Origin of the sequence: Advenella kashmirensis W13003 (assembly GCF_000506985.1) — a bacterium.
In the GTDB taxonomy this organism is placed as follows: Bacteria; Pseudomonadota; Gammaproteobacteria; order Burkholderiales; family Burkholderiaceae_B; genus Advenella; species Advenella kashmirensis_A.
Genome location: NZ_KI650980.1, coordinates 826,609 through 839,412, shown reverse-complemented (window position 1 = coordinate 839,412; position 12,804 = coordinate 826,609). Strand labels below are relative to the sequence as shown.

Annotated in this window: 19 protein-coding genes; 13 read left to right on the top strand and 6 right to left on the bottom strand. The window is 46.9% G+C overall.

The annotated features are described in order from the left end of the window. Positions 1 to 31: 31 nt before the first annotated feature. The 3 genes from W822_RS38590 to W822_RS38580 are packed head-to-tail and all read right to left on the bottom strand — an operon-like array spanning position 32 to position 1,901. Positions 32 to 277: a hypothetical protein gene (locus W822_RS38590; protein ID WP_024006065.1), complete on the bottom strand. Its 246-nt coding sequence runs from the start codon at positions 275 to 277 to the stop codon at positions 32 to 34. Positions 278 to 287: 10 nt separating this feature from the next. Beyond that, entirely contained in the window at positions 288 to 545 is a 258-nt protein-coding gene (locus W822_RS38585) for a hypothetical protein (protein WP_024006064.1), read from the bottom strand. Between the two features lie 57 nt (positions 546 to 602). Then, positions 603 to 1,901, bottom strand: a complete 1,299-nt coding sequence (locus W822_RS38580; RefSeq protein WP_024006063.1) for a tyrosine-type recombinase/integrase — start codon at positions 1,899 to 1,901, stop codon at positions 603 to 605. Between the two features lie 151 nt (positions 1,902 to 2,052). Here W822_RS38580 and W822_RS46375 point away from each other — a divergent pair, with 151 nt between their 5' ends. Continuing rightward, positions 2,053 to 2,289, top strand: a complete 237-nt coding sequence (locus W822_RS46375; RefSeq protein ID WP_155848162.1) for a hypothetical protein — start codon at positions 2,053 to 2,055, stop codon at positions 2,287 to 2,289. A gap of 87 nt (positions 2,290 to 2,376) precedes the next feature. Here W822_RS46375 and W822_RS46370 read toward each other — a convergent pair whose 3' ends face one another. After that, a complete protein-coding gene (locus W822_RS46370; RefSeq protein ID WP_155848161.1) occupies positions 2,377 to 2,751 on the bottom strand; it encodes a hypothetical protein in 375 nt (124 codons plus the stop codon). Between the two features lie 260 nt (positions 2,752 to 3,011). Here W822_RS46370 and W822_RS38570 point away from each other — a divergent pair, with 260 nt between their 5' ends. The 5 genes from W822_RS38570 (at position 3,012) to W822_RS45915 (ending at position 5,862) form a co-directional block, all read left to right on the top strand. Continuing rightward, positions 3,012 to 3,506: a hypothetical protein gene (locus W822_RS38570; RefSeq protein ID WP_024006061.1), complete on the top strand. Its 495-nt coding sequence runs from the start codon at positions 3,012 to 3,014 to the stop codon at positions 3,504 to 3,506. 81 nt (positions 3,507 to 3,587) lie between these two features. After that, a complete protein-coding gene (locus W822_RS38565) occupies positions 3,588 to 3,809 on the top strand; it encodes a putative hemolysin (RefSeq protein ID WP_024006060.1) in 222 nt (73 codons plus the stop codon). An 82-nt stretch (positions 3,810 to 3,891) separates the two neighbouring features. After that, positions 3,892 to 4,287, top strand: a complete 396-nt coding sequence (locus W822_RS46165) for a GFA family protein (RefSeq protein WP_437177158.1) — start codon at positions 3,892 to 3,894, stop codon at positions 4,285 to 4,287. A 361-nt stretch (positions 4,288 to 4,648) separates the two neighbouring features. Beyond that, positions 4,649 to 5,059 (top strand): hypothetical protein, encoded by a 411-nt coding sequence (locus tag W822_RS38560; RefSeq protein WP_024006059.1) that lies wholly within the window; start codon positions 4,649 to 4,651, stop codon positions 5,057 to 5,059. After that, the gene (locus W822_RS45915) at positions 5,056 to 5,862 is read left to right on the top strand and encodes a Hint domain-containing protein (protein ID WP_024006058.1); all 807 of its coding nucleotides are present in this window, start codon (positions 5,056 to 5,058) and stop codon (positions 5,860 to 5,862) included. Before W822_RS38560 ends, W822_RS45915 begins: the two co-directional genes overlap by 4 nt. 82 nt (positions 5,863 to 5,944) lie before the next feature. On the opposite strand, the gene W822_RS38555 is transcribed toward W822_RS45915, so the two are convergent. Continuing rightward, positions 5,945 to 6,205 carry a type II toxin-antitoxin system HicB family antitoxin gene (locus W822_RS38555; RefSeq protein ID WP_024006057.1) on the bottom strand — a complete coding sequence of 87 codons (261 nt, stop codon included), beginning with the start codon at positions 6,203 to 6,205 and terminating at the stop codon, positions 5,945 to 5,947. Between the two features lie 75 nt (positions 6,206 to 6,280). On the opposite strand from W822_RS38555, the gene W822_RS38550 reads away from it, so the two are divergent. From W822_RS38550 to W822_RS38535, 6 genes are all read left to right on the top strand, one after another. Continuing rightward, entirely contained in the window at positions 6,281 to 7,009 is a 729-nt protein-coding gene (locus W822_RS38550) for a class I SAM-dependent methyltransferase (protein ID WP_024006056.1), read from the top strand. Positions 7,010 to 7,331: 322 nt separating this feature from the next. Further along, positions 7,332 to 8,243 carry a Hint domain-containing protein gene (locus W822_RS45910; RefSeq protein ID WP_081724408.1) on the top strand — a complete coding sequence of 304 codons (912 nt, stop codon included), beginning with the start codon at positions 7,332 to 7,334 and terminating at the stop codon, positions 8,241 to 8,243. 106 nt (positions 8,244 to 8,349) lie between these two features. Then, on the top strand, positions 8,350 to 8,547 hold the full coding sequence (locus tag W822_RS38545) for a hypothetical protein (protein ID WP_024006054.1): 198 nt from the start codon (positions 8,350 to 8,352) through the stop codon (positions 8,545 to 8,547). A 234-nt stretch (positions 8,548 to 8,781) separates the two neighbouring features. After that, the gene (locus W822_RS38540; protein WP_024006053.1) at positions 8,782 to 9,243 is read left to right on the top strand and encodes a GNAT family N-acetyltransferase; all 462 of its coding nucleotides are present in this window, start codon (positions 8,782 to 8,784) and stop codon (positions 9,241 to 9,243) included. Between the two features lie 391 nt (positions 9,244 to 9,634). Further along, positions 9,635 to 10,117, top strand: a complete 483-nt coding sequence (locus W822_RS0123785; protein WP_024006052.1) for a hypothetical protein — start codon at positions 9,635 to 9,637, stop codon at positions 10,115 to 10,117. A 9-nt stretch (positions 10,118 to 10,126) separates the two neighbouring features. Beyond that, on the top strand, positions 10,127 to 10,726 hold the full coding sequence (locus W822_RS38535; RefSeq protein ID WP_024006051.1) for an OmpA family protein: 600 nt from the start codon (positions 10,127 to 10,129) through the stop codon (positions 10,724 to 10,726). Between the two features lie 82 nt (positions 10,727 to 10,808). Here the strand turns inward: W822_RS38535 and W822_RS38530 are convergent, their stop codons facing one another. Next, a complete protein-coding gene (locus W822_RS38530) occupies positions 10,809 to 11,171 on the bottom strand; it encodes a pyrimidine dimer DNA glycosylase/endonuclease V (RefSeq protein WP_024006050.1) in 363 nt (120 codons plus the stop codon). A gap of 316 nt (positions 11,172 to 11,487) precedes the next feature. On the opposite strand from W822_RS38530, the gene W822_RS45905 reads away from it, so the two are divergent. After that, a complete protein-coding gene (locus tag W822_RS45905; protein ID WP_024006049.1) occupies positions 11,488 to 12,696 on the top strand; it encodes a Hint domain-containing protein in 1,209 nt (402 codons plus the stop codon). Positions 12,697 to 12,804 lie beyond the last annotated feature (108 nt).

The window sequence follows — 12,804 nt, the reverse complement described above, 5'->3', positions numbered from 1 at the left end:
CGCCGTCGCGGTAGGCGCTGGGCTTGGCTGGCTATGCTGCTTTCTTGCTGACAAATGATCGGCGCCGACCTTGTTCTTTGATGGCGCGCCGCATCTCGATAGACAGATTGTTTATCGCGAATAGATAGTCATGCTGGATTTCATCGTTTTGATCTTTGAATCCATCAAAGCCAGCGCCTGTACACATGCAAAGCATGGAGTCGATGAATTTGCTTGTCCAGTCAATATGATCGATCAATTCTATTTCGGACATTTTCGTATAGTCATATTCGGCCATGATCTACTCCTTACGCAGCTTGCGCTATCAGTGATTGTTCAAGTTCGTCGATATATTTTTTCATGAGATAAAATTTCGACGCTTCTTCCAGCAAATCCGCGAGAGTCAATGACAAATAGTAATTCGCGCCATCCTCATCCTCGACTTCCAAACGCTCTCTAAGCAGACTAGCAATCGTATATTGCTTGGCTCCTTCGGTTTCTATTTCATCCAGTAGGGTTTTGATTGACCCAATACGATGAATCGGACTTATACTCATATTAGCCATGGTTCTACTCCTTATAAGTAGGGTTGTGGTTAGGTCTGATCGGTAGGCCAATACCGGTCAGACCGCATTAAAATGGATCAAATCAGCGCCTTTCTGCTCCAGAACGTTGTACAGCTTGAGCAGGGCAGCGCGTTTTTCGGGCAAATAATCATGGGCGTCATAATGCTTATCCTGTACTCCAGCGATGCCATGCGATTGCAAGCGCCCCCGGATTTCCTTACTGACTCCCAGGCTGGCAAGCAACGTTTCCACGCCGCTGCGGATCTGCTTGGGCTGGAATGACGGCAAGACATCTGCCACCGCCTCCTGCGCCCATCCGGACAAGGTAGCATTACTGATATGGGTTTTCCCATTCCCAGTACTCAGGGCGTACAGTCCAATCGGGCTGGCATCGTCCAGTGCTTTTCTTGCTGCGGGGATCAGCGGCACAATGTGCGGCCGTACTTCGCTCCCTGGTCTGCCTTTGCCATCGTATAGCGTAATGTGTTCTTTCGTAATGTCTGCCGTCAGCAGGGCCACCAGTTGCTGAATGCGCTGGCCACCGGTTAGCAGGTGTAGCCGTATCACGGCACCACGCAGGCCCGGAACGTCTTTTATTGTCTGCCAGTAGGTAATCAGATCGGATTTGTGCAATGGGCGCTTATCTGCCTTATTGGCCTTGCGGTCTGGCCGCGTGTCAGCCGCAGGATTGACGGTAATCTTGTAGTTTTTGAATGTGACCGGTACTGACGCATCCAGCCGGGCATCCTTTGCCACCTGATAAGCAGCGCGGATATAGGACCGGACCTTATTGGCGGTACGGCCTTTGCCGGCCTCGTGAATTTTACGAACAATGTCTGCCACATCATCAGGGGTCAGGGATGCGGCGGGCAGGGTAGCCAGATCGGGCCAGGCATCGATAACGTGAAGGGACAGGGCGCTGCGAGCCTCACGATGGGACACACGGCCCAACTTGTCCAGATAGTCGCAGTACGCCAGGCACAATTTCTTTACCGTCCATTCTCTGGCCTCGACCTTTGACTGATATTGCCGGCGTTCCTGTTCCTTCTTATCATCCAGCAGGGCAGGATAGCCGCCGGCATCCTTATTGTCCAGGTGGGCCTGTGCAATTTGTTCGGCTTTGCGGATGGCAGCAGGGATGCTGTAACCCATGACCGTGGGCTTCAGGGATTTCGGCGGCGCGCGGTCATCGAATAAGCCAATCGGCACGCGAACCTGTTTGCCGTTCAATTTACTACGCCAATAGAATTGGATGGCGCCAGTAGATAGCAGGCGCGCTTCAAGACTCCCGGCCACTTGTATGGTGCAGAGCTTGCGAAACTTCCCGGGTTCTAAATCCTTTATTGCCTTGTGCATTGCGCGTTATCCAATCGGGTGAACGGTTACTCCCAATCCCTTTGCCTATCTGGTTACCCTTTGGTTACCCTTTTGCGTTGGATGGGTTTATGTCGCTAATTTATCAGATTGGAAATTAAAGTCAATGTTTATGCGGTTATTGAGAGTTCCAATGAAATCCAATAAAGCTCAGTTTAGCTTAGTATTTCAAGGACTCATAATCCTTTGGTCGCTGGTTCAAGTCCAGCCGGGGGGACCAGAAAACTGTAGTAGAATCAATAAATTAGCCGCTTTCGTAGCGGCTTTTTTATTGTCCAAATACGCTCAAAATGCAATTATATTTGCCATTGGCAAAGATCCAGTAGTCCGTACAGTATTGTATAAAGATCAGATTTTGCTTCATTTTTGAGAATCTTGCAGTGGCCTCAGAGGCATATATTTCTGCTTCATATTCTTCTGGACGAGGCTAGTTACTTTGAATGAGGCAAGAATGTCATCATTCAAGCGGTCGATGAACTTTTGATTTATTGCCAGTACCGAGGGGACGGCCACGTACGACGCTATCCTGCTCATAAGGAATCCATCCAGTCACAGGCTGTTTGGTTTTCCTATCTATTCGAGGCGAGCCATGCTTGTCGGTCTTTTGACCATGACACATTATTTTCAGGCCACGCGTTTTCATTGTTCGTTTTGCGAGTTCTATCCAATCGTGGCAGAATTGCGGCGCGTCATAGGCAGGCGACACTTGCCGGTGCGGGCCTGCCTTGTATATGCGCTCCTGATATTCTTCGTAGAATTCTTCGGTGGAACCTTCCCAAACAAGGGGAGGTGATTTTTTGCTTGCCGAAAGTTTGGCAATGGCATCTGTCATGCCATATACACAAAATGCACTCATAGCGTTTACTTCTGGTAGTGATTTTTAAAGATGTGGGAGTGTATACCGAGCCAGCTGATTTAGCAAAAGATGTCGCGATTCAGCCTTTTGCATATATACAATCATGTGCCTTCCCAGGTCCTATATAAACAAGTCACACTGCTATCAGGCAGCGTGACTTAATTGCGTCTGACTCGGTTGCGCATATCTCGAAAATCGTTGAAAATAAAGTGAGAGGACGCCATTGTATTTAAGACATGAACACCATTCCAACACACATCTATATCGACAAAAATATCGCCTCGTTGGAAAAAACAATGTCGGATAACCTCGCCCGTATGGAAGCGATTGTTGCAAATAATGTTGAAGCAAATAGGGTCGCCAATGAAAACTTAAAATCCCGGCTTGATGAAAATAATGCTTCTTTTAAAGCGACAACGGCAGAGATGAGGGAAATCAACAACGACATCCGCGGCTATATATCAAATCTGAGAATTCAGGCTATTTCGATAGCTGTTGGCGCGGTGCTTGGTCTTGCCATGCTCAATTATGCTCTGGTGCAGAACGTAACTGCCTCTTTCTCCTTAGGGCAATCGCTCACTGGCGTGGTGAAAAATGAAGCGGCAAATCAAATAAGCAATTTGCTTGCAAGGATTTCGCAGTCCGACTCCAAGATCGATAAAATGAATGAATTGCTGAATCGTTTGATTTCAGAACATACGACGCGCTCCACAGCCAAACCTTCGCCATAGCCATAATACTGTTACCCAAAAATAGCGTGATACCAATCCGTTCATTACGTAGAGTTAAACCCTATACTATCGGAGGCCGATATGAAACACGTGCTTGTATTACTCATCCCTGGACTATTCCTGACTGCCTGTGCGCAACAATCCGTCGGCATGGCGAATCCCGCCTCCGTGTACTGCACAGAGAAGGGCGGTACGCTCGTTATCAAAAACACTGACAAAGGCCAAATCGGAATTTGCCAGTTGCCTGACGGAAGCGAAATAGAAGAATGGGAACTCTACCGCCGGGATCATAAGCAACAATGAAACCGCAAGCAGCTGTCTGGCGTGGCTTGTTCATCCAATTACTTGTAATGCTCCTGTGCAAGAAGAGGTTGTTTTGACCAAAATACTCGGAAGCTGCCTTTGCAGAGGCGTGCGATTTCAGATTAACGGGCCATTAACCGGGGCCCTGAATTGTCACTGCTCAATGTGTCGCAAAGCCCATGGCGCAGCATTTAGGAGTCGGGCAAGGGTAGAAGCGAGGGATTTTGAATTTTTACTGGGCGAGAATTTGGTAAAGTTCTACGAATCGTCGCCAGGCACGCATCGAGGATTCTGCAGTGTCTGTGGGTCTCCAATATTTAGTCGTTTTGATGACGATAAATCAAGCTACGGATTACCACTTGGCGCACTGGATACCGATCCGGGCGTAAAGCCTGAGTTCCACGTTTTCGTCAGTGATAAAGCGTCGTGGCATGAAATATCGGACGGACTCGTGCAACACGATTTAGAAAAGAAGTAAAAGAAGATTCTATTCGCTTTCTGATATCAAACGTAATATTACAAAATCAAAGGTTTCTCGCCCAAATATCTTTTTGTCGATGGGAAATGGCGGGATCATGAGAGATGGGCGATCCTGAACGAATAGGCAACTTTACTTATACTTTTTATCAAATATTATTCGCGGGCGTTTTTCAGCGCTACCATTTCCTGCTTTTTTCCTCAGCAGTAGCCTTTTGCAAACAAAAACATTGATTTTCATACGACATCTGATAATAATCGCTCTATAAAATATTTCAAAATTTTACAGCCGGTGTGGGTCAATCATATGGTTCACCCGAAATTGAAAAAAATAATCGTAGAATCAATAGGATAGGTGAAATATGGCTACAGTAGACGTGAATATTGATAGTGCAACCAGAGATCTGGAGATTGATCAGGCTGACTACGGCGGAGACACGACACTCAGTGTCAATGTAGGAATGCTCGGTTCTCTCACTTACCTCAATATAACAAATCCAACGGGTACATCAGATGAGCTTGAGCTGAAATTGGTCAACGATTCAGTCATGAATTATCAGCCATCCCCCTACGTGCTTGAACTCCAAAGTGGCGCAAACGTTGCATTGTCTAGTATGTCAGGGCCGGATTCGGTCGATATGCAAGGAATGATTGTTCAAGTATCGGAGAACTCCACGCTCCGATTCACCCCCGAAATGGCATCGACGCTCCATCAAATCTCGATATCCGTGTGTATACCAATTCAAAGTTCATATATGACACGACCGGAGTGACGATAGATCATTCCGATCCTGCATTTCTATTGCACTTGCAGCCAGGTGCCGAGTTTCAGGTTATGGGGGCAAGCACTTATGAATACGCGGATGGAAAACTCTCGTTCAAAGACGCTCAGGGACAAACGGTGGGCAATTTCAATGCGCCGTGGATTAGTTCATACAAATTTGAAATGGAAGGCGATACATTGGTGGTTGCTTGTTTTCTTAAAGGAACACACATCGCGACACCGACCGGCGAGGTCAAAATAGAAACGCTCAAGCGCGGAGATAAAGTATTGACGGCCTCTGGCGGGGTTGCAACAATCAAATGGATCGGATATCGCACGCTTTTCAAAAATCGCATCCGTGATAAAGACGCAAAGCGTGCCTTCCCTGTCTTGTTTAAAAAAGGCTGCATAGCTGATAACGTTCCGCACCGTGACTTGGTGATGTCTCCTGGCCATCACGTCAGCTTCGATGGCAATCTGATCTCTGCCATGAATCTTGTGAACGGTAAATCGATCATCCAGCTGTTTGATATGCCTTCGTTCCAGTATTTCCATCTTGAGCTCGAACAATTCGATATCTTGTTGGCCGAAGGGGTACCGGCTGAATCCTATGTAGACACGGGCAACCGGGACATGTTCCAGAATGCCCATGAAGTCGCAATGGATCCCGACTTTGGACCGGCGACAGGGCGTCCGGACATCCCTGGCATTATGGTGATTCGCAAGGGCCCGGTTTTTGAGGCAATTCGTGCGAAACTGCTTGAACGAGCGAACTGGATACCAGTCCCTGCAGATATGAAATACGTTGCTTAACACACAACGTTTGTTCCCGGCTTGGCCGGGGACATTCCCTCAGGTCATGCTGAAAAAGTAGCGTAGGCCAGAGTGTAGAGCCTCAACTTCTGCGGCTAAAGCACGTGCCTGAGCCGGAGCTTAATTTTCCTGAAAACTGCTTTTTCGGCTCAATGCCGCGTTTTTTGCATTCGTCCAGGAAGATGCGCAGCGAGGTATTTGCTTCCTGTTTGAGATTCGTTACATCGGAGGCGTAAAAATCCGCGCCGCCGTTCAGGTCGATAAACTCTCCTCGAAACATTTCAGTTTCGGGATCGAAAGAAATGACGGCTTTATAGCCATCGATACTCAGAATGTTATTCATGGTTTAACCCCATTTTCTAACAGTGTTATTGTATAACGGTATCAGATCGTCTTCCCAAAACTCAAAGAGAAAGCGATGGCACAAAATATCTACGATAATCAGAAATTTTTCGACAGTTATAGCCAACTTCCGCGGCAAATTCACGGTCTTTCCGGCGCGCCCGAATGGCCTGCCACACGCGCAATGTTACCCGCTATTAAAGGCAAAAAAGTAATTGACCTTGGCTGCGGATTTGGCTGGTTCTCCCGTTGGGCCAGAGAAGAGGGCGCCCGGTCGGTACTGGGATTGGATATCTCGGAAAAAATGATTGCCCGAGCAATCCAGAGCACCGACGATTCTGCTATTGAATATAGAGCGGCAGATCTCGAAGTGATTGAATTATCGCAGGACACCTTTGATCTTGCTTACAGTTCTCTGGCCTTGCATTACGTCGACGATTTCAGTCGGTTGGTACGCCAGGTGCATAGAGCCCTTAAACCAGCCGCACACTTTGTGTTTTCCATCGAACATCCGATCTACATGGCGGCTACTCATCCTCGCTGGTGGAATGACGAAGACGGGCGAAAAACGTGGCCGGTGAACCGTTATGCATTGGAAGGTGAACGACGTACCCATTGGTTTACTGATGGCGTTCTTAAATATCATAGAACGATAGGTACCACATTAAATACGCTGATCGCTGCGGGGTTTTCAATCTGCCACATAAAAGAGTTTGCTCCGACGGCAATCCAGGTCAATGACAATCCCGTGCTCGCGGAAGAATTGGAACGGCCGATGATGCTACTGGTATCTGCCAAACGGTAAATGTTCCCCCCTGACTACGGCTGCGCGATACGTTCACGGTTCATGGCCATCGCTTCTTTCGCAGGTTCGCAGTCATTCCAATATTCATCAGCGATGTCTGGAAAAGTCTCCGGTTGCACACCATCTGCGGGCCGGAGAGTTCTTCTACTGGGATGCAATTGATTCGGGTCATGGGGAATCCTAGTCCGGGTAGTCATTCATACTCTCTGTATTACAAAAGAATACAATTAGAAATTAAGTATTTATTGATTTTTTTAAAACATATAAGTATAAGTAACAAAACATAAATTTATATTAAATAATCAATAAATTGGGTGGGTCAATGTCAACTTATACAACGTCATACACGAGCGCCGTTCAGTTAAATGGTGATAACACTTTTACAGTGCTGGCCGTCTCTCCATCAAATAGCGTCGCAACCGAAGCGACTGATGATGGGGTTTTGCAGACAGGCGAAGAGGTCACTATTGATACTGATATGAATTCCAATCAGCTACAAGCACCGATAGAAGGTTTTCATGACGACGGATATGTAGTATTTGCTGATGGCGGGTATGTCTTTTTTTCAAATACCAGTTACGACGCAGGTACCACTTTGTCTTTGGAAACGGATGAAACTGATCACCCGGGTCTACCTGTGTGTTTCACAAAAGGCACGCTTATTGATACGCCGCAAGGACCTATGCCTGTTGAGCAACTGAAAGAGGGTGATACGGTTATTGGTTCCATGGGGACGGGACGAGTCAAATGGATTGGATGGCGCAATTACACTCTTAATAATGTCAGACTGTCAGAAGATCTGCGCAAAAAATCAGCGCCGGTTCGAATCAAACGCGATGCCATTAAAGATAATGTGCCCAGCATGGATCTGCTGGTGTCTCCGTGGCACCATATTCAAATAGAGGATGTGCTTGTCCGCGCCAATGATCTTGTCAATGGGCAGACGATTATTCAAGAGCTCGATGTAAAACAGGTGCATTACTTCCACATCGAACTGGAACAGTTTGACGTTGTGCGTTCACATGGCGTTTACTCTGAATCGTGGGCCGATGGTGGAAACCGGGACTTCTTTGAAAATGTGGACGTCACCGCACTGCGTCCCTCTGACATGCAACGGCGTCTGGCAGACCGCCCCGGGTTTACGGTTCTTAGAGACCGGACCAAAATCAGCGCAATCAGGAATATGCTGTTGGAACGTGTTTGTCGTTTGACAGGTCACGAGAAGGCTGCCTGAGTGCCTGTCGGCAATTAAACGCGCAATGACGGTGCAATAAATATGACTTGTCTATGTAATAGAATTTCTCCTGGATTTAAATCACATTGTTTCCACGGAGAATGAAATGACGAGCCCAGAACTGATAGCGCCAATTGATCGCGAATCGTTGAAAGTCCAGGTAGAGGCGTATAAGAGATTCAAACAAAACGGTTACATTGAATCCGCTGGCAAGGAGCTGGATGAGATTGAAAGAAAACTTGAAAAAATCCAGGCTGCTAATCCAGCGGAATATGACGATGTACTAGCCTATCTGGATTTGTGAGCGAGGTATCGCGGTGGGCGTGTTTGGGTGTCCAAGAATACCGTAAAAAATAAGCGAACAGATCGTTAGCAAAGATCAAAGCGATCAATCCCCCTGATCTCAAAACATTATCTTCGCCGCTGGCGGATATACTTGCGGAAAACGGTCATAACGCCATAGCGATGACGCTTTCGGGGCTGGATGACACTCCCGCGCCTATGGGCAACCTTACCTAGCATGTTTTGATAGGGCTTTATGAAAATTCGTAATTTTGAACCAGGCGATGAGGTTTCATTATTCCAAGTGTTTTACTCCTCCGTTCACCTTATTGCATGTCGTGACTATTCGCTGGAGCAAATAAATGCCTGGGCGCCGGCCGATTTTGATATCCAGCGCTGGTCAGATCTCATCCAAAAAATTCGGCCTTTTGTCGTTGAGGTTGATCATCAAATCGCAGGCTATGCGGATCTTCAACAAGACGGACATATAGACCATTTCTTTGTATCCGGTTTATACCCACGACAAGGGATAGGGCGATGTTTAATGGCGCGAATTTTTGAGGAAGCCGCCTTGCTGGAACTGAAGGTACTGTCCTCGAATGTGAGTAAAACCGCAGAGCCATTTTTTTCTGCCTTCGGATTCAACGTTGTTGAGCGAACTTCGGTAATGCGACGCGGGATCAGTATTTCAAATGCTGTAATGCGAAAGATACTTTAATTCATATTTAATACAAGCCCATGAATCAAAGAGGCTGCGAAGCAAACAATAATAAACGATGCCATCCGTTGTCAGTTACTTTGATCGATCACTCTACCACTGTTTTTTGAGAAAGCGCGGCCTATCGTGATCCACAAAACTGAGATGGGAATAATCAACAAAAAAACATCATCATATGAAAAACATATTCAGCGCCGGGGCGCCAGACATAAGCCGGAAAGACAGTGCTGAGTCACACACAAGCGGCACAAGTATTCATAAACAGTACATAAAATTGTCACGTAAGAAACGAAATGTAGGAATATAAACATTTCTATAAATATATAATTCGCCTGCGTAAATTAGTTAACGGTCTTTCCTCAATGTTCAGCTATTCAAAGGATTAGCTCATATGAAAATTCGTGCTGCAGTGAAGGTTATCTCGGTATTGCTTGCATCTGCGACGTCTGGGTTTGCATTTTCTCAGAGTGTAGATTCAGCACCGAAATCGGTTTCTAAAGCGAGTGGCCTTGTCGCAAATGGCGGATCAACTGCAGAGTTGACGACAGTAGCGAAATCCGGAGATCGAGTGACTGTCAAAGTGCGTTTCGTGGAATCCGATCCGGCCGTGACGGGCATTTACATGCTGTATGGTAATTTGGATAAAAAGGCCTACGAAAACGATATTTATCTGCTCGCAGGCAACAAGAAATACCTTTTGTTCAAAGATTCCGCTGGAAAGCCGTTGGCTCCGGGAAACGTCCATTTGGCAGCGAAAGGTAAAGTTCGGGGCGTGTGGTATGGAACATTTCCAGCGCCACCAGAAAATGAAGACATCATGTTGTTCCTGCCGAACGTTGAGCCCCTGGGTCCGTTTTCACTCTCCGATAGTTGATCGCCTGCAATGAGTAATTTAAAGCGCTCCATTCGAAGCTGGATTCTACTTGCTGCGACTGTCTCGCCCAATCTCGTAGGAGCGCAGAATAGTGCTGACAACGGCGCTTTCGTTCTAGACTTGGTCCCGACAATACTTGATCTACAAGCTGGTTCAGACCAACTGAATGCCCAGATTAAAGATCTTTCTGCAAATGCCTCGGCAATTATTAAGAAGAATGGCAACATAAGTGTCCGTGATTCTGAGCAGGGCAAAGTTTTGTATATTGCCAGCGATGTGCTTTTTAATTTCGACAGCGCTCAGTTGTCGACCAAGGCTGAAGCCAACTTAAAAGATATTGCAACAATAATTAACGAAATTCCTGAAGGGGTGGTGAAGGTTATTGGCCACACAGATGCAAAGGGTACAGATCAATATAATTTGAAATTATCAAAATCACGTGCGCAATCGGTAGCCGAATTTCTTGTTAAACAAGGAGTTGACCGATCGAGGCTGTCACCTGAGGGGCGCGGAGAAAAAGATCCTATTGCCAAGAATGAAATGAATGGCAAAGATAATCCTGGCGGCCGACAAAAAAATAGGCGAGTGGAGTTTATCCTGCCTGATTAGATGGATGCACCAAATGGACAATCATGTCCATTCAGCGGTCGCCCGGGAAATGAAAAGCGTCGATTCTTCGGCGCGTTTTTGTTTAACTGCGCTGCAATATCCGTTCTCTGTTTATTGCCATCGCTTCGCTGGTTGGCTCCCAGTCGTTCCAATACTGGTCGGGGATGTTTGGAAAGTTTTCGCGTTGCACGCCCTCAAAGGCAGGTTTGTAATTTCGATTGCGCATTTCTTTAACGAGTTGGCCGTGGCGCTTGGCCAGATAGCCCAAGCGGGTATAGAAAAACAGAATATGGCCAGGCCCCAGGGTATATTGCCCGGGCTGGGTAAAGCTGCCACGCAGCGCCGCCTTCTCGGCCAGTCGAAATACACGCGGCAGTTCGCGGTATTCGGCGACTAAGTGCGGGCCCGACAGTTCTTCTACTGGAATGCAATTGATTCGGGTCATAGGAACAACCGTGAAAACTGACTTTATATCACTGATCATCCGTCGGCAGGGTTTATCGGCCAAGTGAGCAAGTAATAGCAGCAGACCGATTCTGCTTGTTCTGCTCACTTCTGGCAATTGCCTGAATTTTCTTAATGCCTTGTTTTCTTTAAAAAATATCCGTTTTTTTTGAAAAAAGTCATAAAAACGTTGATTTTCACCTGATATCTGTTAATAATCGGTTTGTAAATATTTCAAATATTTACAAATGATCGAGGTGAATGAGCTGGCTACCTCATTAAAAAGAAGAAATATTCAATTACAGGATAGGTGAACCATGGCTACCGTAGACATCGATTTGTCGGAGAATTCCTATGTAGTAATAGATCAGCCGGATTACGATGGCGACACTGTTGTAAATTTTATAACAGACGGCAGTTTGAACGTTGTCGTTATCAATAGCGAGCATACGCCGGACGTACTGGAAATTCAGCATACATATACTTCACATGAACCGTCGGAAATCTATGATTATTTGACTGTGAATGAGAATGTAAATATCAAACTATTGTCTTCAATCAACCCGCCAGAAGGTCTCTACCATCACCACTATGGTGTCTATGGTAATTCGAAATTGGAAATTACCCCGGAATTTCTTTCCCAAGCACCGGACCAACACGTGTTCGAGATTCAAGGGCTTGGAGGAGAGGTCGTTTTCAATACTGCCGGTTTATCGCCGGATAATTTGAACATATCGTTCAGCCCCGATGCCGAGGGTTCTGAAATCACGTTTGCCAATGCAACCAGCAGTGAATATTCCCCTTCTGAGAATTCACTGGTTTTTAAAGACAGCAATGGTGATATTGTTGGGCGCGCAACGATCGATACCCGTTACACGGATCCGGACCAATTAGGGTTTGATGGCGGCACAGTTTACTATGCGTGCTATCTGCAGGGCACCCATATCGCCACGCCTAATGGTGAAACCAAAGTTGAGCACCTGAAGGCAGGTGACAAGGTGCTAACGGCCGATGGAAGAGTCGCTACCGTCAAATGGCTTGGTTTTCGCATTTTATATAAGAGCCGAATCCCCGAAAAAGACGCCTATCGCGCCTTCCCGATTCTGTTTAAAAAGGGATGCATCGCCAACAATGTGCCGCACCGGGATTTGTTAATGTCCCCTGGGCATCACATTAGCTTTGACGGTAACCTGGTTCCTGCCATGTGTCTGGTGAACGATAAAACGATCGTGCAGCAATTTGAATTGCACGCGTTCCAGTATTTCCATGTTGAGCTGGAGCGATTCGATATTCTGCTGGCTGAGGGATTGCCGGCAGAGTCTTATGTCGATACCGGCAATCGCAATATGTTCCAGAATGCCGCAGAGGTGGCAATGAATCCAGATTTCGGTCCGGCCCCGGGGCGACCCGACAGACCCGGCTTGACTGTCGTGCGTAAGGGCCCGACTGTTGAGGCAATTAGGGCAAAACTTCTTGAGCGCGCAAACTGGATGCAAACGCCTGTGGAAAAGAGACGCGTTGCGTAAAACTTTCTCACTCTTCCGATGTTGTCGGGGGATGTGGCCGAGGCGTTGTATTCCCGACCGACGCTAGCGTCGGTGCGGGCACTGCTTACTTGCCTGGTCGAAAACATG